Annotated in this window: 22 protein-coding genes; 10 read left to right on the plus strand and 12 right to left on the minus strand. The window is 71.4% G+C overall.

Annotated features, from left to right (window positions below):
* Positions 1 to 36 precede the first annotated feature (36 nt).
* Positions 37 to 1,200, minus strand: a complete 1,164-nt coding sequence (xylA, locus tag ACZ4MH_RS03175) for a xylose isomerase (protein WP_351599094.1) — start codon at positions 1,198 to 1,200, stop codon at positions 37 to 39.
* A gap of 126 nt (positions 1,201 to 1,326) precedes the next feature.
* Here xylA and xylB point away from each other — a divergent pair, with 126 nt between their 5' ends.
* On the plus strand, positions 1,327 to 2,805 hold the full coding sequence (xylB, locus tag ACZ4MH_RS03180) for a xylulokinase (RefSeq protein ID WP_351599095.1): 1,479 nt from the start codon (positions 1,327 to 1,329) through the stop codon (positions 2,803 to 2,805).
* Between the two features lie 108 nt (positions 2,806 to 2,913).
* Here xylB and ACZ4MH_RS03185 read toward each other — a convergent pair whose 3' ends face one another.
* The 3 genes from ACZ4MH_RS03185 to ACZ4MH_RS03195 form a co-directional block, all read right to left on the minus strand.
* On the minus strand, positions 2,914 to 3,441 hold the full coding sequence (locus ACZ4MH_RS03185; RefSeq protein WP_351599096.1) for a hypothetical protein: 528 nt from the start codon (positions 3,439 to 3,441) through the stop codon (positions 2,914 to 2,916).
* Between the two features lie 11 nt (positions 3,442 to 3,452).
* On the minus strand, positions 3,453 to 3,926 hold the full coding sequence (locus ACZ4MH_RS03190; RefSeq protein WP_351599097.1) for a hypothetical protein: 474 nt from the start codon (positions 3,924 to 3,926) through the stop codon (positions 3,453 to 3,455).
* Positions 3,927 to 4,438: 512 nt separating this feature from the next.
* On the minus strand, positions 4,439 to 5,581 hold the full coding sequence (locus ACZ4MH_RS03195) for an FAD-dependent monooxygenase (RefSeq protein ID WP_351599098.1): 1,143 nt from the start codon (positions 5,579 to 5,581) through the stop codon (positions 4,439 to 4,441).
* Positions 5,582 to 5,750: 169 nt separating this feature from the next.
* On the opposite strand from ACZ4MH_RS03195, the gene ACZ4MH_RS03200 reads away from it, so the two are divergent.
* From ACZ4MH_RS03200 to ACZ4MH_RS03215, 4 genes are all read left to right on the plus strand, one after another.
* Positions 5,751 to 6,086: an ArsR/SmtB family transcription factor gene (locus tag ACZ4MH_RS03200; protein WP_030023269.1), complete on the plus strand. Its 336-nt coding sequence runs from the start codon at positions 5,751 to 5,753 to the stop codon at positions 6,084 to 6,086.
* 317 nt (positions 6,087 to 6,403) lie between these two features.
* Positions 6,404 to 7,168: a transposase family protein gene (locus ACZ4MH_RS03205; RefSeq protein ID WP_351599099.1), complete on the plus strand. Its 765-nt coding sequence runs from the start codon at positions 6,404 to 6,406 to the stop codon at positions 7,166 to 7,168.
* A gap of 285 nt (positions 7,169 to 7,453) precedes the next feature.
* Positions 7,454 to 7,684: a hypothetical protein gene (locus ACZ4MH_RS03210; RefSeq protein WP_351599100.1), complete on the plus strand. Its 231-nt coding sequence runs from the start codon at positions 7,454 to 7,456 to the stop codon at positions 7,682 to 7,684.
* Positions 7,681 to 7,881: a hypothetical protein gene (locus ACZ4MH_RS03215; RefSeq protein WP_351599101.1), complete on the plus strand. Its 201-nt coding sequence runs from the start codon at positions 7,681 to 7,683 to the stop codon at positions 7,879 to 7,881. Before ACZ4MH_RS03210 ends, ACZ4MH_RS03215 begins: the two co-directional genes overlap by 4 nt.
* A gap of 726 nt (positions 7,882 to 8,607) precedes the next feature.
* Here the strand turns inward: ACZ4MH_RS03215 and ACZ4MH_RS03220 are convergent.
* From ACZ4MH_RS03220 to ACZ4MH_RS03230, 3 genes are all read right to left on the minus strand, one after another.
* On the minus strand, positions 8,608 to 9,324 hold the full coding sequence (locus ACZ4MH_RS03220; protein ID WP_351599102.1) for a TRADD-N-associated membrane domain-containing protein: 717 nt from the start codon (positions 9,322 to 9,324) through the stop codon (positions 8,608 to 8,610).
* A 130-nt stretch (positions 9,325 to 9,454) separates the two neighbouring features.
* On the minus strand, positions 9,455 to 10,189 hold the full coding sequence (locus tag ACZ4MH_RS03225; protein WP_351599103.1) for a Mut7-C RNAse domain-containing protein: 735 nt from the start codon (positions 10,187 to 10,189) through the stop codon (positions 9,455 to 9,457).
* Between the two features lie 15 nt (positions 10,190 to 10,204).
* Positions 10,205 to 10,867 carry a TetR/AcrR family transcriptional regulator gene (locus ACZ4MH_RS03230; RefSeq protein WP_351599104.1) on the minus strand — a complete coding sequence of 221 codons (663 nt, stop codon included), beginning with the start codon at positions 10,865 to 10,867 and terminating at the stop codon, positions 10,205 to 10,207.
* Between the two features lie 184 nt (positions 10,868 to 11,051).
* Between ACZ4MH_RS03230 and ACZ4MH_RS03235 the strand changes: the two genes are divergently transcribed.
* The 4 genes from ACZ4MH_RS03235 to ACZ4MH_RS03250 all read left to right on the plus strand — a co-directional run bounded on the left by ACZ4MH_RS03235 (position 11,052) and on the right by ACZ4MH_RS03250 (position 14,892).
* The gene (locus ACZ4MH_RS03235; protein WP_351599105.1) at positions 11,052 to 12,602 is read left to right on the plus strand and encodes a long-chain-fatty-acid--CoA ligase; all 1,551 of its coding nucleotides are present in this window, start codon (positions 11,052 to 11,054) and stop codon (positions 12,600 to 12,602) included.
* A gap of 70 nt (positions 12,603 to 12,672) precedes the next feature.
* A complete protein-coding gene (locus ACZ4MH_RS03240) occupies positions 12,673 to 13,170 on the plus strand; it encodes a winged helix-turn-helix transcriptional regulator (protein ID WP_351599106.1) in 498 nt (165 codons plus the stop codon).
* Positions 13,171 to 13,276: 106 nt separating this feature from the next.
* On the plus strand, positions 13,277 to 13,837 hold the full coding sequence (locus tag ACZ4MH_RS03245) for an SRPBCC family protein (RefSeq protein WP_351599107.1): 561 nt from the start codon (positions 13,277 to 13,279) through the stop codon (positions 13,835 to 13,837).
* Complete coding sequence (locus tag ACZ4MH_RS03250) at positions 13,837 to 14,892, plus strand: LLM class flavin-dependent oxidoreductase (protein WP_351599108.1); 1,056 nt, start codon at positions 13,837 to 13,839, stop codon at positions 14,890 to 14,892. Before ACZ4MH_RS03245 ends, ACZ4MH_RS03250 begins: the two co-directional genes overlap by 1 nt.
* A 33-nt stretch (positions 14,893 to 14,925) precedes the next feature.
* On the opposite strand, the gene ACZ4MH_RS03255 is transcribed toward ACZ4MH_RS03250, so the two are convergent.
* From ACZ4MH_RS03255 to ACZ4MH_RS03265, 3 genes are all read right to left on the minus strand, one after another.
* Positions 14,926 to 15,414: a DinB family protein gene (locus ACZ4MH_RS03255; RefSeq protein WP_351599109.1), complete on the minus strand. Its 489-nt coding sequence runs from the start codon at positions 15,412 to 15,414 to the stop codon at positions 14,926 to 14,928.
* 114 nt (positions 15,415 to 15,528) lie between these two features.
* Positions 15,529 to 16,989, minus strand: coding sequence for an amino acid permease (locus ACZ4MH_RS03260; RefSeq protein WP_351599110.1), 1,461 nt, complete (start codon positions 16,987 to 16,989; stop codon positions 15,529 to 15,531).
* Between the two features lie 183 nt (positions 16,990 to 17,172).
* Positions 17,173 to 18,720 carry a UxaA family hydrolase gene (locus tag ACZ4MH_RS03265; protein WP_351599111.1) on the minus strand — a complete coding sequence of 516 codons (1,548 nt, stop codon included), beginning with the start codon at positions 18,718 to 18,720 and terminating at the stop codon, positions 17,173 to 17,175.
* Positions 18,721 to 18,901: 181 nt separating this feature from the next.
* Here ACZ4MH_RS03265 and ACZ4MH_RS03270 point away from each other — a divergent pair, with 181 nt between their 5' ends.
* Complete coding sequence (locus tag ACZ4MH_RS03270) at positions 18,902 to 19,822, plus strand: dihydrodipicolinate synthase family protein (protein ID WP_351599112.1); 921 nt, start codon at positions 18,902 to 18,904, stop codon at positions 19,820 to 19,822.
* A gap of 24 nt (positions 19,823 to 19,846) precedes the next feature.
* Here the strand turns inward: ACZ4MH_RS03270 and ACZ4MH_RS03275 are convergent, their stop codons facing one another.
* The gene (locus tag ACZ4MH_RS03275; protein ID WP_467753932.1) at positions 19,847 to 20,695 is read right to left on the minus strand and encodes a hypothetical protein; all 849 of its coding nucleotides are present in this window, start codon (positions 20,693 to 20,695) and stop codon (positions 19,847 to 19,849) included.
* The gene (locus ACZ4MH_RS03280; protein ID WP_351598913.1) at positions 20,680 to 21,300 is read right to left on the minus strand and encodes a sigma-70 family RNA polymerase sigma factor; all 621 of its coding nucleotides are present in this window, start codon (positions 21,298 to 21,300) and stop codon (positions 20,680 to 20,682) included. The genes ACZ4MH_RS03275 and ACZ4MH_RS03280 overlap by 16 nt, the downstream gene beginning before the upstream one ends.
* Positions 21,301 to 21,441 lie beyond the last annotated feature (141 nt).

The raw sequence follows: 21,441 nt of genomic DNA on the forward strand, positions 1-21,441 counted from the left end.
GCCCCGGCCGCTCGGCCCTGCGGCTGCCCCGGCCGGTCAGCGGACCGCGAGCAGGTGCTCCATCGCGAGCTGGTCGAGGCGCTCGAAGGCCATCGAGCGCTCCGCGGCGGCGTTCACATCGAACTCCTCGTACGCGGCGCGGTCGGCCCGCAGCGCGGCGAGGCCGTCGGCGGCGGTGGGCTGCGCGAGCTCGTCCAGCCGTGAGTCGCGCAGCGCCTGCTGCACCTCGGGGTCGGCGCGGAAGGCGGCGGCCCGCTCGCGCAGGATCAGGTAGTTGCGCATGCAGTTCTTCGCCGACTCCCAGACGCCGTCGTATCCGTCGGTGCGCACCGGCTTGAAGTCGAAGTGGCGGGGCCCCGCGTACCCGGCGGTCTCCAGCAGGTCCACGAGCCAGAACGCCTGGCGCAGGTCGCCCGCGCCGAAGCGCAGGTCCTGGTCGTACTTGATGCCGTTCTGGCCGTTGAGGTCGAGGTGGAAGAGCTTGCCCGCCCACAGGGCCTGCGCGATGCCGTGCGGGAAGTTCAGGCCGGCCATCTGCTCGTGGCCGACCTCCGGGTTCACGCCGAACAGCTCGGGGCGCTCCAGCCGCTCGATGAAGGCCAGCGCGTGGCCGACGGTGGGCAGCAGGATGTCGCCGCGCGGCTCGTTCGGCTTCGGCTCGATGGCGAAGCGCAGCCCGTAACCCTGCTCGGTGACGTACTCCGCGAGCAGGTCGAAGGCTTCCTTCATGCGGTCCAGCGCGTGCCGGACGTCCTTGGCGCCGCCGGACTCCGCGCCCTCCCGGCCGCCCCACGCCACGTACGTCTCGGCGCCCAGCTCGGCCGCGAGGTCGATGTTGCGCATGGTCTTGCGCAGCGCGAAGCGGCGCACGTCGCGGTCGTTGGCGGTGAAGCCGCCGTCCTTGAAGACGGGCTGCGTGAACAGGTTCGTGGTCGCCATCGGCACCTTCATGCCGGTGGCGTCCAGCGCGGCGCGGAACCGCTTGAGGATCGCCTCGCGCTCGCCGTCCGTGGCCCCGAAGGGGATCAGGTCGTCGTCGTGGAAGGTGACGCCGTACGCGCCGAGCTCCGCCAGCCGCTCGACGGACTCCACCGGGTCCAGCGCGGGCCGGGTGGCGACGCCGAACGGGTCGATGCCGGTCCAGCCGACGGTCCACAGGCCGAACGTGAACCGGTCCTCGGGGGTGGGGGTGTAGCTCATGAGGGGCACCTCTCTTGCGTCGCACCTATTAGTAAAGCCAGAAAACAAATTAGTATGCGGCGCAGTCGCGGGGAAGACCCCACGGCGGACCGACCGGAAAAAGCGTCAGGCTCTCTAGGAGGAAACGTGCGCGGACAGCAGTGCGTGGTCATCGGGGTGGACAGCTCGACCCAGGCCACCAAGGCCGTCGTCGTCGAGGTCGAGACCGGCCGCATACAGGGGCAGGGGCGCGCCCCGCACACCGTCACCGGCAGCGACGGGGCCCGGGAGAGCGACCCGGAGGCGTGGTGGAGCGCGCTCGGCGAGGCCGTCGCCGCCGGGCTGAAGGAGTCGGGCGCCGAGCCGTCCGCCGTGGCCGGTATCGCCGTCGCGGGCCAGCAGCACGGCCTCGTCGTCCTGGACGCGGCCGGGCGGCCGCTGCGGCCCGCGCTGCTGTGGAACGACACCCGCTCGGCGCCGCAGGCCGCGGCCCTGACCGCCGCGCTCGGCGGCCCGGACGCCTGGCTCGCGCGTACCGGGTCGGAGCCGGTCGCCTCCATGACCGCCACCAAGTGGCAGTGGCTGCGGGAGCACGAGCCGGCCACCGCCGACGCCGCTGCCGCCGTCCGGCTGCCGCACGACTTCCTCACCGAACGGCTCGCCGGTACGGCCATGACCGACCCCGGCGACGCCTCGGGCACGCTCTGGTACGCCACCACGACCGGCGCCTACGACACCGCGCTCCTCGACCTCGTCGGCATGGACGCCGAGCTGCTGCCCGAGGTCGCGCCGACCGGCGCGGCGCGCGTGGGCACGCTGACCCCGGCGGCCGCCGAGACACTCGGGCTGCCCGCGGGTACCGCCGTCGCCGCGGGCACCGGCGACAACATGGCCGCCGCCGTCGGGCTCGGCCTCGGCGGCGCGGGGCTGCTCGACCACCCCGTGGTCAGCCTCGGCACCTCCGGCACCGTCTTCGCCGCCAGCCGTACCCGGCCCGCTGCCCCCGGCATCGCCGGGTTCGCCGCCGCCGACGGCACGTACCTGCCGCTCGGCTGCACCCTGAACTGCACGCTCGCCGTCGACAAGATCGCAGCGCTGCTCGGCCTGGACCGCGAGGATGCCGAGCCGGGCGGCGCGGCGGTGCTGCTGCCGTACCTCGACGGCGAACGCACCCCCGACCTGCCGCACGCCTCCGGGCTGCTCACCGGCGTCCGCCACGACACCACCCCGCGGCAACTGCTCGGCGCGGCCTACGAGGGCGCCGCCTTCACCGTGCTGCGGGCCCTGGACGAACTGCTGCGCGCCTGCGGCCTGGACCCCGCGGCACCGGAGGTGCGCGACCGCCCGCTGCGGCTGACCGGCGGCGGCGCACAGGGTCGGGTCTGGCGGGACACCGTACGGCGGCTCTCCGGCCGCCCGGTCGTCGTGCCGCACCACACCGAACTGGTCGCACTGGGCGCCGCCGCGCTGGCCGCGGCGGCGGCCACCGGCGCCGACCCCGTGGCAATCGCGGCCACTTGGGGCACGGGGGAGGGCGAACAGCTGCCGCCGCTGCCGCGCGATCAGGAGGCCTGGGACCGCATCGCGGATGTACTGGACCGGGCGGAACCGACGCTGCTGAGCTGAGCCGAAAGGGTTCGCGCCACGGGGCCGGACGGGGCGGGGGTGTGGGGTTTCGGCGGGACGCTTCCCCGGGGCGTCCCGCCGTACCCATCGGAGTGAGGTAGGGGCGGGCTATGAGGAGGCCGGGTACTCGGCCAGCAGCTCGGTAACCTCCGGCACGTCCTCGAAGTCGCGAAGCCTCTTGAGCACGACCCCGGTGCGTCCGTCGGTGCGGTCACTTGCCACGTCCGCCGACATCCGGATCATCCGGTCGGCGCAGGCGGCGGCCTCCTCCGGCTCGTTGGCGTCGGCCAGCGCCACGGCCAGCCAGGACAAGTACAGGGCCAGTTCCCGGGCGTGGGTCGCGTCGTACCGGCCCAGCACGTCCCTGAGCAGCGGCACCGTGCGCAGCGGCCGGTGCAGCTCGGTGTAGACCCGGGCCTCCATGATCTGCAGTTCCTCGGCGCTGACCCAGTACAGGCACCCGGGCTCCTCGGTGCCGGGCGTGTGCTCGGCCAGTGCCTCTCCGGCCTCGCCCAGCGCCTTCATCGCGGGCTGCGCCTGCTCCGCCTTGGTATGCGCCCAGGCCACCCGATCGAGGTACAGGGCCCGCGCCCGGGGCGGGGCGCCGGCGGCCTGGTCGGCCGCCGCACGAGCCATCGCCACCGCCTTCACGGGGTCCCTGACATTGGAAGTCTGGTAGGCCAGCGAGCCCAACAGGTGCCCGCCAGGGTCGAGTCACCAGCCTGGTGCGCCGCCGACAGCCCCAGCCGGTAGATCCGTTCGGCGTCCTCGTGCCGACCGGCGTCCGAGGCGATCCAGCCCGCGATCTGGGCGAGCTCCCCGATCGCCGACAGCAGCTGACGTCCGATCTCCTCGGTGAACGTGGATTCCCTGTAGAGAGTGACCGCCGACCGCAGTTCCCGGACCGCCCGGCCGATCAGGTCGCGGCCGTAGACCACGTCATCGGCCAGCCGCAGTCCGTGCACCCGGCCGTTCAGGTCGGCGACCGTGCTGGCCCCTAGCCGGCGCCCCTGTCGAACGTTGAGTGGCGCCAGCGGATCGCCCTCGGGCAGGAAGTCGTCGACGGTCGGTGTGGGAGCGGGCAGCTCGGTATGGCCTACCGTCGTCGCCCGCTCCAGCACTTCGACGTCCAGTCGGAAGACGGCTGCCAGGAACGGCAGTCACTGAGCTTTTTCCAACCTCAGGTTGAGGCGTGACGAAGGGCGGGGATGGTCTTCACGGTGGCGCTGACTCGGTTGGTGCTACAGCGGAGTTTCCGCAGGAGGCGCCAGCCCTTCAGGGCGGCCATGGCTTGCTCGCCGAGGCAGCGGATCCTGGCGTGGGTGCTGTTATGCCGACGTTGCCGCAGCTTGAGATGCAGGCTGCGGAAGGGCCCCCGGGATGATGCCGTCGCCGCCTTGATACGCCTTGTCCGCCCAGCACTTCACCTCCGCGTCGCGGGGGCGTAGTCGCCGGCAGTCCCCATGTCGTGGCGAGCGCCGGGAACGGTGGGTGAGGCCCACAGCAGCCGACCTGCCGCATAGGTGATTACCTGCCACGCCGAGCTGGGCTCGTCGGACATGGCGGCGCCGACCCGGCTGAGAGCTACCGTGGAGCTGCGCACCGACCGGTGACCGGTCGGCGCGGGCCCGGTCTACCGGTTCGCGGCTTCGCGAGAGGCGATCCGGTTCGTGTGACTGACCGCGCGGCCCACCGCGTTGCGCACCGCGAGGCCCGGCCGGGTGCGGGGCACCATGAGCCTGGAGAGCGGACCGACGCGTCGCTGCCGCGGGCCTACCTCACGGCGGAGCCGCGACTCGTAGGCGGCGAAGGCGCGGGCGTGATCACCGGGATGGGCGGCGAGTTCTTCTGCGAGGGCGTACGCGCCCGCCATCGCCATGCTGGACCCGTCACCCAGCAGGGCTGTCGCCGCCGCCGCGTCCCCGAGCAGGACGACCCGTCCGCGGGACCACGAGGGCATCCGGAGGGTGGTCAGGGGGTCGAAGAACGGAGCCGGGTGGTCGAGGAAGGCTGCCACGAGTTCCGGTGCCCGCCACCGCACGTCGGCGTAGGCGTCGGCCACGGTCTGCTTGTGAAGGTCGATGTTCTTGCGGTCGTGGGGCGCCGGCTGTGCGGCCCGGAAGGTGAAGATCGCGAGCGGGGTGGTCCGCGAGGGGTGGAGGACCAGCATCCGGTTCGGCGCGGTCAGCATCGTCATCTCGGTCGGGTCCTCGATGGCGTCGGGTTCCAGCGGGACGGTCGCGCCGTACAGGCCCAGGTCGCTCGCGAACTGCCGCTCGGGCCCGAATACCAGGCGCCGTACGGTGGAGTGCATCCCGTCGGTACCGACTACCAAGTCGAAGCGCCGTGGCGCGGACCGCCGGAAGGTGACGTCCACCCCGCCTTCATCCTGGTCGAGAGCGGTGACCGTGTCGTCGAACAAGAACTCGGCCTCGGCCTGCGCCGACCGGTGGAGCACCTCGGACAGGTCGGCTCGGGTCACCTCGACCGTCGGCGCCTTGTCCGAGGTGAGCGGGAGTTGCAGGATTCGCCTGCCGCCGGGGTCGAGCAGGGTCAGCGACCGATTGCGGGTGGCGAGCTCGCGGAGCTGCGGGAGGATGCCCATGCGCTCGGCGACCGGGATCGCGGGCCCCTTCACGACGATCGCGCTACCACCGGAGCGCAGCTGCCGGGCGTGTTCGACGACCGTCGGCCGGTATCCATTCCGGGAGAGCCAGTACGCGAGTGCGGGCCCTGCGATTCCGGCACCGACTATCAGCACCTCGGGCTTCTTCATGACGATGACCTCTCGGAATGTCGATGACCAGGTCCCCGGCGAGTGCCCTGCCGGGTCTGCGGGAGCGGCGGCACGGGCGGTGCAACCGGACCCAGGTACGATCAATTTCGTACCTCAGGGAAGCACGCCCTTCAGGTACGATGCAAGTCGTACTTGAAGGAGGTGCCGCGTGGCCGGGAGGAACCTGGACGGCCCGGAGGCCGATGCACTCGATCTGGGTGCGGTGTTTCGTGCCCTCGCCGACGAGCACCGTCGTTCGGTGATGACGGAGTTGGCCACCGACCGCAGCGACAGCGAGCGGGGCTGCAACTCGTTCGATCTTCCGATCTCGAAGCAGACCCAGACCCACCACTTCCGGGTCCTGCGCGAGGCAGGTCTCATTGACGAGATCGACTACGGCAACCGCAAGGGCATCCGACTACGACGCGCGGACATCGAGAAGAGATTCCCCGGGCTCCTCGCGCTCCTGGGAGCAGGGCCCCCGGCCGATACCGCTCCTCGCTGAGCACAGCTGAGCACACCGGAGGGGAGTCCGATTCGGCCCTGAGCCGCGAGTTCGACCGAATCCAGCTCGCGCCCGGCTCGCAGGTAGCCGGGCACGACGCGGGCACGAAGGGGATCGGTGTCGCTTCGACCACCGTCCCGCGCTCGTGATCGGCGCCGAGCACTTCCGCGCGCGCTCCCTCACGCCACCACCCACTGAGGTTTCCTCAACCTGCGTGCGGAGCGGGGCCACTGGGGTGAGGGCGGGGTCCGGGCGTAGAGAAGCTCCTGGTAGACGGGTGCGTGTCGAGTCCAAGCCATCCTGCCAGGAGCTTCCGCATGCTCGTCTACCCTGCCGGGGTCGATCTGTCCACCTCCGCTCTGCGCTTCCTCGCCCGTGAGCTGACCGCACGTCGACTTGCGCAAGGGACACGATGGCGCCGGCTGGCCGCCGGACGACAGGCGCTGCTCGTGCTGGCTCATCTACGATGCGGCCATACCTACGCCCAGCTCGCCGCCGGCTTCGGCGTGGGCACCACCACTGCCTACCGGTACATCACCGAGGCCGTCGACATCCTGGCCGCTCTGGCTCCAACCCTCGCCGAGGCGGTGAGGACAGCCTCCGGCAAGGCGTTCGTGATCCTGGACGGTACGTTGCTGCCGATCGACCGGATCGCCGCCGACCGACCCTTCTACTCCGGGAAACATAAGAAGCACGGCGTGAACGTGCAGGTGATCGCCGACCCGGCGGGACGGTTGCTGTGGGCCTCGCCCGCGCTGCCCGGATCTGTCCACGACATCAAGGCCGCGCGAACTCACGGCATCATCGGTGCGCTGGCAGGGACCGGAGTGGAATGCTGGGCCGACAAGGACTACCGGGGCGCCGCCGGCACCGTGCGAGTTCCCTACTGGGGGCGCTGGGAGACTCTCTCCCCTGGTCAGCGGGCCGTCAACTGCTCACACGCGAAGATCCGTGCACTCGTCGAACAGGCCATGGCCACCCTCAAAACCTGGCGGCTCATGCGCAAACTGCGATGCTCTACCAGCCGTATCACCAGCCTCGTCCAGGCCGTCCTCACGCTGCACCTGACATGCTCAAACTGAGGTTGGAAAAGGCTCAGTCCCTGAGGGTCCGCCGTCCGGTCTCCCACCGGTAGACGTGCTGGCGGTCCAGCGTGGGCACCCCCCCTGCCCCCTGGTTCAGCTTCCGGGCAAGCTCCGCCTGCCGCGCTCCCGGCGCAGTCTTCGGATCATCGGCCCGATCGGTTCCCCGCCACTCATACCCTCAGTGTGGATTACGGGAAAGGGCTACAAGAAGGCACTCTGCGTCACGGCCTCGTCGGCAGTTGACTGATGGGAAAGGATCACGCCCCAGACGGGACTCAGGTCATGAACGAGATCAAGACGCTGCTCAGCCACGGGAAGCTGCCATACCCGATCGGCACGCTGGTCGAGGACACCGAGATCGAGGACACCGGCCGGCTGGTCGGCGTGCTGGAGGAGCATTCCCGGGAGACCCAGCAGCTGGTCGCCCGCCGGGCGTTTATGCGGCCGGTCGGGGGCGGCCGGGAATGGGAGGTCCCGGCTGAGCGCATCCGGCCGGTGGAGGACCAGTCGTGAACGCGCCGGTCCGGTTGGCGGCGCTGGCTCAGCGGGGCGACGTGATTGGTTGGGCAGGCCGCTGGCACACCGTTGAACACGTCCGCACGGTCCGCCTGGCGACCGGCGGTCTGGCTATCGTCCTGACCTGGAAGGACGGCGGCTCGGCCCGCATGACCGCCGGGGAAATGTTGCTGCTGGGCGACCGTCCCACCTGACCTGCTCTTACCTGCGCTCCGTCCAACGTTCCCTAGATGGGGCGCAATTGTGTCCGCTTCCGCCCGCCTTGCGTGATAGTCGAGTCAGCGAGCCATTCTGTTGGCTCGGTGCACCTGAGCATTCCGTGGCATTCGACCCGGATATTCAGGACTTGTGACGCAGGAGCCGAGTAGGGCAGCTGTTCAGTAAGACAGCCTCCTTTGACGCCGACGGTTGTGAATGCGTCGCACAGAGAACATAGACGAGGAACCTAGGAATTTTTCCGGGCGACATGAGCGTCCGGACAACTGAGAACCGTGTGTTGCGTCAGCGCAGGTGCTCGGTCCAAACCTTAAGGGGTTGGATCGAAGCTGCCTGCGCAACCGGTCCAGTCCATGACAGGAAGGCAAGGATCGGTGGACGGCAACGCCATCACCAATATTATTCTCGTCGTCGCTGGCGTGGCATCTGTGATGCTCTTCGCGACGAAGGGCATCATCGACCAAATTTGCGAGGTCCTGGACTCCGCCAGGCGGACGCGTGCAGCGTGGAACCGCTTCAGGAGGGGTGACGCACCGTCCCCGGCCCGGCAGGATCGGGAACCACCCGCCGCGTAGCCCGGCTCGGCTTGTGCCGCCCGGCGCCTGGTGGTTCTGTCGGCGGGTAATCGATGAATCGATCGGTCACAAGAGTCTCTACGGCTCGTACCAGGAGACCCCGGCTTCGGCCGCCGGGGTCTCGCTGCGTCAGCGGGCGGTGTCGGCGGGCCCGATCTCGCCGGGCCGCTCGTCCGGGTTCGGCAGCAGGCGGCCCATCGCGTCCGGGTCCGACTGCATGTCCAGGGCCTTGAGTGCGGCAGCCGAGTTGAGGCGATCGCGGGCGGCCGGATCGTTGACCCGGTCGATGAAGCCGGTCGCCTTCTCCAGTTTGTGATCCGCTTCGATCTTCACGTCCAGACGGTCGGCCTGCTCGGTGATATGAGCACGAGCGCGCCGCGCGTGGACCGCCAGCGCGCCGCCGCCCACCGTGATCAGTGCACCGGTCAGTGCGGTTACCAGCGGCAGGTAGCTGATGTCGGGGTTATCCGCGTGAATCAGGGCGAGCACCCCTCCGGCCAGGAGAATGGTCGCACCACCCGCCATGAAGCAGACGCTCAGCCGGAACGTCCACTCGGCCTGCTTGAGCGATTCCTTGAGGAAGTCAAAGAAGAACCGCTGCCGCTGCTTGGCGAGGGTCTCGCCGTTGAAGTTCTGGTTGCTGCCCTGGAAATTCGCTTGGCCGGTTCCGGTGTAGACGGCATCTCCGCCGACCTGGACGATGTTCCCGGCGGTCCCACCGGCAAGGTTGATGTGGACCTCGCCCTGACGTTGCACCCTCACTCGTGGTTCAGCGTCTTCCTTTGCCTTTTCGTAGTCCTCCGCTGATACCGCGTAGCCCGCGTCGTCCATGTCGTCCCTGGACATGCTGCCCCCGTTTCCCAACCGAATCGGCGTCAACCCGGTTCAGAGTAGCGCTGGTCGGACAACTCAGGCTGGGGCGTCGCAGCGGAACCGGGGCGAGGGTGGTGCGGGCGACCGGTGCGTGGCAGGAGGGTCAGGCCACCGCGTCCCCGAACTCCCGTACCGCCTCGTCCACGATGGTCTGCAGCTGTGCGTGGTGCGCCCCGCGCCAGTACACCCGGCCGCAGGCGGTGCACTGCGCGAAGACGTCGTACGTGCGCCGCGTGCCGTGCTCCAGCCGCTCCCGCACCGACTCCTTGTCCGCGTCCTTCAGCTCGCCGTTGCACGCCGTGCAGCGCGTCCACGGGGCCAGCCGGGGCGTGAACCGGCCCAGTACGTCCCGGAGTTGCTCGCCCGGCCGGTCGCTGTAGACGAACGCGCCGGCCCACAGCTCCCGGCGGCGCAGCAGTCCGCGGTCCCGGGAGAGCAGCACGCGGCGCTGCGCGGCGGAGCGGGAGGCCAGCTCGGGATCGCCGATGTCCTCGCTCTCGTACGCCGCGTCCACGCCCAGCAGCCGCAGCCGCCGTGCGAGCGTGCCGAGATGGACGTCGAGGAGGAAGCGCAGCGGGGCGCCGGGCACCCGCTGCGGCCGCTCGACCGGCCGCACCTCGACGCTCTCCCGCTCCCGGGGCACGTACGAGACCGGCCGTTCGCGGCCGTCGACGAGCAGCGTGCCCACCTCGGTGAGCGGCACGCCGAGCGATTCGACGATGTGGCCGAGCGTGGACGACCCGTCGGTACGGAAGGCGGTGGGGCCGCCGCGCCGGGCGGCAGTGGCGAGGAGCTGCAGCTCAGGGGCGAAATCGATGGAGATCTCGGGACCGTTCACCCCCACAGCATGCCATTACGGAGCGGCGTCGGACCGGGGTTTTTCCGCCGTGCCGACGACGCGCGCGTACTGCGCCGCCAGGCCCTCCAGCAGCGCCTGCAGGCCGGTCTCGAAGGCGCCCTCGTCGACCGACCGCTGATGCTGGGCCAGCAGGTGGGCCTGGTCGAGGTGGGGGTACGTGCCGGCGTAGAGGTCCGCGTCGGTGGGGAAGCCGGCGGCGAACGAGCCGAGGGCCGAGCCGGTGATGAAGTACCGCATCGAGGCGCCGATGTGGGTGGCGTGCGCGCGCGGCCAGCCCGCCGCGACCAGCCCGCCGAAGACGGCGTCGGCCAGCCGCAGGGAGTTGGGGCGGTGCGCTGAGGGGCGCATGAGGGCCGGGACGAGGTTGGGGTGGCCGGCGAGGGCCGCGCGGTAGGAGCGGGCCCAGTCGCGCAGCGCCGTACGCCAGTCCAGGCGGCCGAACATCGACAGATCGACCTGGCCGACGACCTGGTCCACGAGCGCGTCGACCAGCTCGTCCATGGTCCGGAAATGGTTGTAGAGCGAGGGGCCCGTGACGCCGAGGACGGCCGCGAGCCGCCGGGTGGACAGGGCCTGGAGCCCCTCGTCGTCGACGATCCGCAGGGCCGCTTCCATGATGCGGTCGCGGCTGAGCAGTGGCTGGCGCGGGCGGGCCACGGCGCACCTCCTCGGCAGGGTCGACGAGACGTGGACCTTACACGGTGCGTGCCCGGACGGTCGCGGAGCAGCTCTTTTCAGCGGCGTTACGGCGGAGTAGGGTGCGAAAAACTTGCACCGCTAGTTTACGGGTAGCGGGCGCGTCGTACACAGCGTCGTACACGGCGAACAGGAGCATCCGCACATGACCACCCTGTCCCTGGCCACCATCCTCACCGAGGCCGCCCGGCGCCGCCCCGACCACCTCGCGCTCGTCGAGGGCGAGCGGCGGATCACCTTCGCGGAGCTGTGGCGGCAGGCCAGGACCCAGGCGGCGGCGCTGGTCGCGCTCGGCGTGCGGCCCGGCGACAAGGTCGCTCTGATGGCGCCGAACACCGCCGAATTCCCGCGCGCCTACTACGCGATCCTCGCCGCGGGCGCCGTCGTCGTCCCCGTACACCTGCTGCTCTCCCCGGGCGAGGTGGCGCACGTGCTGCGCGACAGCGGCGCGAAGCTGCTGCTCTGCCACGCGGACCAGGCGGCGACCGGCGGCGAGGCCGCGGCCGCCACGGACGCGCGGATGGTCACCATCGGGCCCGAGGTCCGGGTGCCCGGCGCGGACGGCCGGCTGGAGGACCTGGCGGAGACCGTCGAGCCGCTGCCCACGTACCTCACCCGCGAGGCCGAGGACCCGGCCGTGATCTTCTACACCAGCGGCACGACGGGCGTCCCGAAGGGCGCCGTGCTCACCCACCTCAGCCTGGTCATGAACGCGACCACCAACGCCTTCGACTCCCATGAGGTGCGGCCCGAAGACATCACCCTGGGCGCGCTGCCGCTCTACCACACGTTCGGACAGACGGCGAGCATGAACTCCTCCTGGCGGCGCGGCGCGACGCTCGTCCTGCAGCCGCGCTTCGACGCCGCCGCGGCGCTCGACCTGATGGTGCGCGAGGGCGTCACCACCTTCCAGGGCGTGCCGACGATGTACGTACGGCTGCTGGAGGCCGCGGGCGAGGCGGCCGAACTGCCCCGGCTGCGGCGCTGCATCTCCGGCGGCGCCTCGCTCCCGGTCCCCGTCCTGGAGAAGTTCACCGAGGTCTTCGGCGCGGAGGTGTACGAGGGGTACGGGCTCTCCGAGACGTCCCCGACCGCGGCCGTCAACCAGCCGGCCTTCGGCGCCCGCGCGGGCACGGTCGGCCACGCCATCTGGGGCGTGGACGTGGAGATCGCCGCGCCCGAGCCCGCCGACCGCGTCGACCTGCTGCCCGCGGGCGAGCTGGGCGAGGTCGTCGTGCGCGGCCACAATGTCTTCGCCGGCTACCTCGGCCGCCCCGAGGAAACCGCGGCGGCCCTCGTCGACGGATGGTTCCGCACCGGCGACCTCGGCACGAAGGACGCCGAGGGGTTCCTCCGCATCGTCGACCGCAAGAAAGACCTGATCATCCGGGGCGGCTTCAACGTCTACCCGCGCGAGGTCGAGGAGGCGCTGCTGCGCCACCCCGGCATCGCCGAGGCCGCGGTCATCGGCCTGCCGCACCCCACGCACGGCGAGGAGGTCTGCGCCGTGGTCATCCGCGACAAGCACGCGGACGCGGCGCCCACCGCGCAGGAGATCATCGGCTGGTCCAAGGAGCGGCTGGCCAAGTACAAGTACCCGCGCCGCGTCGAGTTCGTCGACGCCTACCCGCTCGGCCCCAGCCACAAGGTCCTCAAGCGCGAACTGCGCAAGCGGTTCACGGACCGGCGGGCCTAGCCTCGGATAGGCGCGCGCGGAGGCCGGCACCTGCTGGGTCTTTTCACGAGACCATCCGTATCCTGGCGGCATGAAGCGGACATCCTTTGCCCACTGGCCGTGCTCGATCGCCCGCACGATGGACCTGCTGGGCGACGTGTGGACGCCGCTGGTGCTGCGGGAGGCGTTCTACGGGATCCGGCGGTTCGACGCGTTCCAGGAGTCGTTGGGGATCGCCCGCAACACGCTGACGGACCGGCTGCGCCGGCTGGTGGACGAGGGGCTGCTGGAGAAGCGGCCGTACCAGACCGAGCCCGTGCGGTACGACTACGTCCTCAGCGAGAAGGGGCGCGACTTCTACACCGTGCTCCTGACCATGAACCGGTGGGGCGACCGCTGGCTGGCCGGTGAGCAGGGGCCGCCGATCGTCTTCCGGCACGACCCGTGCGGGCACGACAGCCACGCCGAGGTGGTCTGCGCCGACTGCGGCGAGCCGATGACGGCGGAGAACACCCATGCCCGGATGGGCCCCGGCTATCCGCCGAAGCTGGCCGAACGGCCGGACGTACGGGAGCGGTTCGGGCACTGAGCCGACTGCGCGCAGGGTCGGTGCTTGCTCTTGACAGGTAAGTCTTATTAAGCAACTTTGGAGGTCAGGACCCCAGAACGGGGTGTACTGAGGAGGCTTGCCAGGCATGGAATGGACGGGTGCGCGGTACGCGGACGGGCCGACGGCCGAAGCGGACACCTGGATAGCGGCTCCGCCGGAACACGTGTGGACCCTGGTGTCCGACGTCGAGCGGATGCCGGAGCTGAGCGCCGAACTGCGGTCGGCGCAGTGGCTGGACGGCGCGTCGGGGCCGGCCCTCGGCGCCCGCTTCACCGGCCACAGCGCGCACGAGTCGCTGGGGAAGTGGCAGACCACCTCGCACGTCGTGGAGTGCGACCCGCCACGGGCCTTCGCCTGGGCCGTCGCGGACCCCGAAAACCCCTCCGCCACCTGGCGGTTCACCCTCGCCCCCGAGGACGGCGGCACCCGGCTGCGGCAGTGGGTCCGGCTGGGACCCGGCCGCTCGGGGCTCTCGTACGCCATCGAGCGGATGCCGGAGAAGGAGCAGAAGATCGTCTTCGTACGGCTGCGGGAGTTCGAGCGGAACATCACCGCCACGCTCGGCGCGCTCAAGGCGCTGGCCGAGGGCGCGGACCCGGGCGCTGGTACCGGCGCCGACGCCGGCGCCGGAACGGCGGGTGCCTGATGCGTACCGCGACGACGATCGAGGCGTCCGGCGGCCCCTGGCCGGAGCTGGTGGACTATGTCACCGAGGCCGAGAAGCTGGGCGTGGACATCTGCTGGGTGGCCGAGGCCTGGGGCTCCGAGGCGCCGTCCCCGCTCGGGTACCTCGCCGCGCGCACCGACCGCATGCTGCTCGGCTCGGGCATCATCCAGCTCGGCACCCGTACGCCGATGGCCATCGCCCGCGCGGCGATCACTCTCGCGCAGATCTCCGAAGGCCGCTTCCTGCTCGGGCTCGGCCCGTCCGGGCCGCAGGTGATCGAGGGGCTGCACGGCGTACCGTTCGCCCGGCCGCTCACCCGTATGCGGGAGACCGTCGAGATCGTGCGGCAGGCCGCGTCCGGCGAGAAGGTCGCGTACGAGGGGCGGGAGTTCACGATCCCGCTGCCGGGCGGCGACGCCCGGCCGATGCGTCTCTCCACGCGCGCCGAGCACGACATCCCGGTCTACCTGGCCACCCTCTCGCCGAAGATGCTCCGGCTGACCGGCGAGCTCGCCGACGGCTGGCTGGGCACGTCCTTCGTCCCCGAAGGCGCCAAGGAAGCGTACTTCGACCACCTGGACGCGGGGCTCGCCGCCGCCGGGCGCACCCGCGCGGGGCTCGACATCTGCCAGGGCGCCGAGGTGGCGTTCGCCGACGACGAGGACGCGCTGCGCGCGATGGTGGCCGGGCGGAAGAAGGAGCTGGCCTTCAGCCTCGGCGGCATGGGCTCGGCCAGCACGAACTTCTACAACCGCGCCTACAGCCGCCAGGGCTGGGCGGAGGTCGCCGCGGCCGTACGGGAACGCTGGCAGGCCGGCGACCGGGAGGGCGCCGCCGGGCTGGTCACCGACGAGATGGTGCTCGGCACGACGCTCATCGGGACGGTGGACATGGTCCGCGCGCGGCTGCGCGTGTGGCAGGCGGCGGGCGTCGACACCGTACGGCTGTACCCCGCGGGCGACACCCTCGACGCCCGCCTCAGCACCCTCGGCCGCGCCCTGGACCTCGTACGGGAGGTGACGGACGAGCGGTGACGCTCAGAGCCCGGGTCCGCACCCCACCGACGCTCAGAAGCCCACGGTCCCGTCGATGCCCTCGCGGAGGAAGTCGGCGTGGCCGTTGTGGCGGGCGTACTCGTGGATGAGGTGCACCATGACGAGGCGGAGCGAGACGTCCTCGCCCCAGCGCGCGAAGTGGCCGGTCACGTCGAGCGAGGGCGCCGCCGCTTCGATGCGCCGGGCGTGCGCGACCTCGGCCTCCCAGGCCGCGAACGCCTCGGACCGGGTGGCGCCGCTCGCGTCGTATGCGACCTGGCGGTCTCCCTCGGGTGACCAGACCAAGGGGATGTCCTCGGCGTTGATCACCTGGCGGAACCAGGTGCGCTCCACCTCCGCCATGTGCCGTACCAGGCCGAGCAGCGTGAGCGTGGACGGCGGCATGGAGTGGCGGCGCAGCTCCTCGTCGGTCAGCCCCTCGCACTTCATCGCGAGCGTGGCGCGGTGGAAGTCGAGGAAGCCGCGGAGCGTCTCCCGCTCCCCGCCCCGCAGCGGCGGCATGACGCGGTCGTCCTTCGCGGCCGACTCTCCGGCTGACTGTCCGGCTGACTGTCCGGTGGTCACTGGCGGTCCCTTCCCCATGCGCCGCCCGGGCGGCGGCGCCTCCGGGTGAGGCTAGCCCGCCGCCGGGTCCACCGCCGGGGATTCCTCGGCGCGCTTGCCCAGCGCGCTGTGCCGGCGCCCGTAACCGAAGTACAGCGCGAGGCCGACCGCGAGCCAGACCAGGAAGCCGATCCAGGTGATGACCTGGAGGTTGAGCATCAGGTAGAGGCAGCAGAGGAGCGAGATCAGCGGGATGACGGGCACCCAGGGCGTCCGGAACGCGCGGGGCAGGTCGGGGGCCGTGCGCCGGAGGACCAGCACGCTCGCGGAGACCGCGGCGAAGGCGAACAGCGTGCCGATGTTGACCATCTCGGCGAGCAGATCGAACTTCAGGAACGCGGCCAGGCACGCCATGATGACGCCCAGCACCCACAGGTTGATCTTGGGCGTGCCGTGCTTCGGGTCCACCTTGCACAGCGCCTTCGGCAGCAGCCCGTCGCGGGCCATCGCGAAGACGACCCGGCTCTGGGAGCGGAAGCAGATCAGGCTCACGGCGGTCAGGCCGACCACCGCGCCCACGCTGATGACCGTGGCGAAGCCCGGGTGCCCCTTGGCCGTGAAGGCGTCCGCGAGCGGCGCCTGCACCGACAGCTTCGAGTAGTGCTGCATGCCGGTGACCACCAGGCACACCGCGACGTACAGCACGGTGACGATGATCAGCGAGGCGATGATGCCGATCGGCAGGTCGCGCTGCGGCTTGCGGGTCTCCTCGGCGGTGGTGGCGACCATGTCGAAGCCGATGTACGCGAAGAAGACCATGGCGGCCGCGCTCAGGATGCCGGCCACGCCGAACGCGGTCGGGGTGATGCCGGTGAGCACCTGCAGCAGCGGGGCCTGCAGCCCGGAGACCTTGCCGGTCGGCTGGGCGTCGGGCACGAAGGGGTGGTAGTTCGCGGTGTCGATGAGGAACGCGCCCGCGACGATCACCAGCAGCACGATGGCGAGCTTGACCGCGACGAGCACGTTGGTGACGCCCTTGGAGAGCTTGCCGCCCGCGATGAGCACCCCGGTCAGTACGAGGATGAGCAGCGCGGCCGGCAGGTTCATCACCGAGCCGTCGCCCCCGCTCACCGCCGCGGGCAGGTGCACGCCGATGCCGTTGAGCATGGAGCTCAGATAGCCGGACCAGCCGACCGCGACCACCGAGGTGGCCAGCGTCAGTTCCAGGCTCAGCGCCCAGCCGATGATCCAGGCGGGCAGCTCGCCGAGCGAGGTGTACGAGTAGGAGTACGCGGACCCGGCGACCGGCACCGAGGACGCGAATTCCGCGTAACACAGGGCCGCGCAGCCGCAGACCGCGGCGGCGACGACGAAGGAGAGCGCCACGGCGGGGCCCGCCATGTTGCGGGCCACCGTGCCGGTCAGTACGAAGATTCCGGTGCCGAGAATGACACCCACCCCGAGGATCGTGAGATCCAGCGCGGAAAGATCACGGCGAAGGCGCTGCTCGCCTTCTCCGCGAGCCTCCTTCATCGCGCGTTCCAGGGGCTTTTTTCGTAGCAGACTCACGGTGTTTATCCGAACTCTCAGGGTTACCCGGGAACAATGGGTGGTGTTCCCGACCAGGGAGTGTCGGACAACCGCGCAGCTCACCGCAACGCGACGTCCCGGTGTCTCACATCGTGATACATCTTGTCCGTCCCGGTATTTCCCCGGTCACATCACCGTACCGATATGCCACGGCACGAATTCCTCCTCGCCGTATTCCATCGATTCGCTCTTCGTCGGCTCGCCCGAGGCGACCGCGAGGATGCGTTCGAAAATGACCTGCCCCGTTTCCTCGACGGTGGTGGTGCCGTCAATGATGGAGCCGGCGTTGATGTCCATGTCGTCGGCCATGTGGTCGTACAGCGGGGTGTTGGTGGCGAGCTTCAGGCTCGGCACGGGGGCGCAGCCGAAGGCCGAGCCGCGTCCGGTGGTGAAGCAGACCACGTTCGCGCCGCCCGCGACGATGCCGGTCACCGAGACCGGGTCGTAGCCGGGGGTGTCCATGAAGACGAAGCCCTTGCCGGTGACGGGCGCCGCGTAGTCGACCACATCGGCGAGGGCCGTCGTGCCGCCCTTGGCTACCGCGCCGAGCGATTTCTCCAGGATGGTGGTGAGGCCGCCCGCCTTGTTGCCGGGGGAGGGGTTGTTGTCCATCGACCCGCCGTTCTTCGCGGTGTACTCGCGCCACCACGCGATCCGCGCCAGCAGCTTCTCGCCGACCTCCTTGGTGGCGGCGCGGCGCACGAGCAGGTGCTCCGTGCCGTAGATCTCCGGGGTCTCGCCGACGACGCCGGTGCCGCCGTGCCGGACCAGCCGGTCGACCGCGTTGCCGAGCGCGGGGTTGGCGGTGATGCCGGAATACGAGTCGGAGCCGCCGCAGTTCGTGCCGAGGATCAGCTCGCTCGCCGGCACGGTCGTCCGGCGGGCCCGGTCGGCGGCCGGCAGCATGGCGGTCAGCCGCTCGACGCCGGCCGCCACGGTCTTCTTCGTACCGCCGAGCTCCTGGATCGTGCTCGCGAAGACCGGCAGGTCCGCGCGGAGCGGCAGCCCGTCGGTCAGCGCCGCGATCTGGTTGTCCTCGCAGCCCAGCCCGAGGAGCAGGAAGCCGGCGAAGTTCGGGTGCGTCAGGTAGCCGCGCATCACGCGCCTCAGTACCTCGATGCCCTCGCCGTCCGCCGCCAGCCCGCAGCCCTGGCCGTGGGTGAGCGCCACGACGCCGTCGATGTGGTCGAAGTCGTCCAGGACGCCGGAGTACCGCATCCGTGCGGCGATCTGTTTGGCGGCGGTGGCCGAGCAGTTGACGCTGGTGAGGATCCCCAGGTAGTTCCGGGTGCCGACCGAGCCGTCGGCGCGCACGTACCCCTGGAAGGTGGCGCGCTCGGACTCGGGGAGCAGGTCCGCAGGGCGGGCGTCCACGGAGAACTCGTAGGCGCGCTCGAACTCCCGGTACTCCAGGTTGTGCAGGTGGACATGGTCGCCGGGCGCGATGTCCGCCGCCGCGAAGCCGATGACCTGGCCGTACCGCAGGACGGGCGCGCCCCGGCGGACGGCCCGCAGCGCGATCTTGTGCCCGCGCGCGACATCGTCCCGCAGCAGTACGGTCTCGCCGCCCGCGTCGACGGTGGTGCCCGCAGGGGTGTCGGCCGCCGCGACCGCGACGTCGTCCTCGGGCTGGAGGCGGAGGGCACGGGCGGCTGCGGGCGGGACCAGGACCATGAGCACCTCGATACAGCCGGGGCGCAGGGGTGTCAATGACGCCTACAGCTCTGACGTGTCTTCAGGTACCCCCGCCCACCCGCTCATTGACGCCGCTCAGAAGGCCGCTCTACGCTCCCGCTCAACAGGTCGGACAACGTTCGATATCTCGAACATGGCGAACGTGATCAGAGAGGCTCCCATGCTGACGACGCCCCTGAGCGGTGTGATCCCCGTCGTCCCGACGGTCTTCGACGACGAGGAGGAGCTGGACCTCGCCGGGCTGGCCCGGGTCGTCGACTACCTCATCGACGGCGGCGCCGACGCGCTGTGCGTCCTCGCCAACTACTCCGAGCAGTTCTCGCTGACGGACGAGGAACGCGACCAGGTGTGCCGTACGGTCCTGGAACGCACCGCGGGGCGCGTCCCCACGGTCGTGACGACCAGCCACTACAGCGCCCGCGTCGCCGCCCGCCGCAGCCGCGAGGCGCAGGCGATGGGCGCCGACATGATCATGCTGATGCCGCCGTTCTTCGGCGCCACGATGGCGGTCCCCGAGGCGGCGCTGACGGACTACTTCACGACCGTGGCCGCCGCCACGGACCTCCCGCTCATGGTCCAGGACGCCCCCATGTCCACCACGCCGCTGGCCGTCGGCGTCCTCGTCCACCTGATCAAGGAGGTGCCGCAGCTGCGGTACGCCAAGATCGAGACGCCGGGCGCCGCCGACAAGCTCCGTACCCTCATCGCCGCGGTCGGCGACCGGCTGGAGGGCCCGTTCGACGGCGAGGAGGCCGTCACGCTCATACCGGACCTGGACGCCGGCGCGGTCGGCACGATGTCCAGCTCGACCGTGCCCGACCGGCTCGGCCGGATCGTGCGGCGGTACCGCGCGGGCGACCGGGCCGGCGCGGTCGCGGACTGGGAGGAGCTGCTGCCGCTGATCCACTACGAGAACCGCCAGTGCGGGCTGCGCGCGCAGAAGATCCTCATGGCCGAGGGCGGCATCATCGCCTCCGACCGCACCCGCGCCCCCTTCGGCCCGGTGCCGCCCGCGACCCGCGCAGGCCTCCTCGAACTGGCCCGCCGCCACGACCCGTTGGTACTGCGCTGGGCGCGCTGAGCGGCCGCGGACCGGGGCCTGTACTCAGCCGGAGGCGGTCCCGTCGGACGGGGTCCCGTCGGCCGGGGTCCTGTCGGCCGGGGTCCTGTCGGCCGGGGTCCTGTCGGCCGGGGTCCTGTTGGACGGGGTCCCGTCGGGGGCGGTCCCGCCGGTCGTGGCGCCGGGGGACCGCAGCGGCCGTACCGGGAGGTCGGCGACCAGCCGGCCGTCCTGGTCCTCCACCAGCAGGGACTTGATGGCGTCGCGGGCCATCGCGGTCATCATGCGGGTACGGGCGCCGGGACCGGGCGCGGTGAGGCTGCCGGCGGGCATCCGGTGCCCGTCGGCGTCGGCCGTCATCATCCGGTACGTCCGGCCGGGGGTGAGCCCGGACAGGGACACCGGTACCTCGGTACCCCACGGACGCGGGATCATCAGCCCCTCGCGGGCCACCGTGACGACGTCCACCGGGCCGCTGTCCCGCTCGTGCACGGCCACCGGCACGAGGACCGCGACGGCGGCCAGCACGGCGGCGGCCGCGAGGACGGCGATGCGGCGCGCGCGCCGGGGGCGGGTGCGGGAACGGGGCGCGGTCGACGGCGCGCAAGCGGTCGACGGAGCGGGCGCGGGCAGTGGCGTGGGCGCGGGTAGTGGCGCGGGCGTGGGCTGTGGCGCGGGCGTGGGCAGTGGCGTGGGTGCGGGCAGCCGCGACGGCGCACCCTCCGCGCGCTCGAACGTCCGCACCACCCTGCGCACGCCTTCGCACTCGGCCGCGCACTCCTCGCACCCCGCCAGATGCCGGGTCAGGGCCGCCGGCAGCGGGTCTCCCAGCAGCAGGAGTTCGGTCGCCTGCGAACGGACCGCCTGGCACTGGGCACTCATGGGGCCAGCCATCCGTTCTCCTCCAGGATGCTCCGTAGCGCGCGGACACCGTAGTACAGCCTGCTGCGCATGGTGGCCGCCGGGATGCCGAGCTCGGCGGCGAGGGCCGCGCAGGTCCGGCCGAGGAAGTAGACCTCCACGACGGCCTGCCGCTGCTCGTCGGAGAGCCGCAGCAGCGCCTCGTCCAGCTCGATGCGGGTCAGCAGGTGGTCGAAGACGTCGGTGCGGGCCGGCTCCGGCTCCCGCTGCTCCCGGCGGTCGGCGCGGTCGCGCACGGACCGGCGGCGCACGGCGTCCACCACCGCATTGCGGGCGATGGCGAAGAGCCAGGTGCGCAGCGTCGCGCGGGCCGCGTCGAAGCCGTCCGCCGCGCGCCAGGCTCGGATGAAGGTCTCCTGCACCACGTCCTCGGCGAGCTGGTGGTCGCCCAGCGCGTTGAGCGCGAAGCCGTACAGCTCGCCGCCGTACCGGTGGTAGGCGGTCCGTACGTCCGCCTCCCCGGCCAGCGTTTCCCCGGCCGGTGCGGGCCCGTCCGGTACAGGTTGCCCGGCCGGTGCGGCCCAGTCCCCGGCCGGCGGCTCCGCGCCGGTCGCGTCGGCCGTCCCGCGGCGGCGCACGCGCCGGAGCAGCCCGCCCACTACCGGCCCCGCCCCGGAAATCCCGCCCACCGCACACACATGCGCCCGTCCTCCTCCAACGCCGAGAGCCGATCGTCCGTGATCACCGTCGAAGGGGATACGCGGCACGGGCCGATGGCG

It is taken from the genome of Streptomyces sp. NPDC026301 (assembly GCF_055567935.1).

What these genes read in the sequence shown, in the direction of transcription:
- ACZ4MH_RS03235 (WP_351599105.1), top strand. Translation starts at nt 11,052, where the DNA reads ATGACCACCCTGTCCCTGGCCACCATCCTCACCGAGGCCGCCCGGCGC.
- ACZ4MH_RS03250 (WP_351599108.1), top strand. Translation starts at nt 13,837, where the DNA reads ATGCGTACCGCGACGACGATCGAGGCGTCCGGCGGCCCCTGGCCGGAG.
- ACZ4MH_RS03210 (WP_351599100.1), top strand. Translation starts at nt 7,454, where the DNA reads ATGAACGAGATCAAGACGCTGCTCAGCCACGGGAAGCTGCCATACCCG.
- ACZ4MH_RS03255 (WP_351599109.1), bottom strand. Translation starts at nt 15,414, where the DNA reads ATGCCGCCGCTGCGGGGCGGGGAGCGGGAGACGCTCCGCGGCTTCCTC.
- ACZ4MH_RS03205 (WP_351599099.1), top strand. Translation starts at nt 6,404, where the DNA reads ATGCTCGTCTACCCTGCCGGGGTCGATCTGTCCACCTCCGCTCTGCGC.
- ACZ4MH_RS03185 (WP_351599096.1), bottom strand. Translation starts at nt 3,441, where the DNA reads ATGGCTCGTGCGGCGGCCGACCAGGCCGCCGGCGCCCCGCCCCGGGCG.
- ACZ4MH_RS03275 (WP_467753932.1), bottom strand. Translation starts at nt 20,695, where the DNA reads ATGGCTGGCCCCATGAGTGCCCAGTGCCAGGCGGTCCGTTCGCAGGCG.
- ACZ4MH_RS03265 (WP_351599111.1), bottom strand. Translation starts at nt 18,720, where the DNA reads ATGGTCCTGGTCCCGCCCGCAGCCGCCCGTGCCCTCCGCCTCCAGCCC.
- ACZ4MH_RS03220 (WP_351599102.1), bottom strand. Translation starts at nt 9,324, where the DNA reads ATGTCCAGGGACGACATGGACGACGCGGGCTACGCGGTATCAGCGGAG.
- ACZ4MH_RS03260 (WP_351599110.1), bottom strand. Translation starts at nt 16,989, where the DNA reads ATGAAGGAGGCTCGCGGAGAAGGCGAGCAGCGCCTTCGCCGTGATCTT.
- ACZ4MH_RS03270 (WP_351599112.1), top strand. Translation starts at nt 18,902, where the DNA reads ATGCTGACGACGCCCCTGAGCGGTGTGATCCCCGTCGTCCCGACGGTC.
- ACZ4MH_RS03245 (WP_351599107.1), top strand. Translation starts at nt 13,277, where the DNA reads ATGGAATGGACGGGTGCGCGGTACGCGGACGGGCCGACGGCCGAAGCG.
- ACZ4MH_RS03240 (WP_351599106.1), top strand. Translation starts at nt 12,673, where the DNA reads ATGAAGCGGACATCCTTTGCCCACTGGCCGTGCTCGATCGCCCGCACG.
- ACZ4MH_RS03195 (WP_351599098.1), bottom strand. Translation starts at nt 5,581, where the DNA reads ATGAAGAAGCCCGAGGTGCTGATAGTCGGTGCCGGAATCGCAGGGCCC.
- xylA (WP_351599094.1), bottom strand. Translation starts at nt 1,200, where the DNA reads ATGAGCTACACCCCCACCCCCGAGGACCGGTTCACGTTCGGCCTGTGG.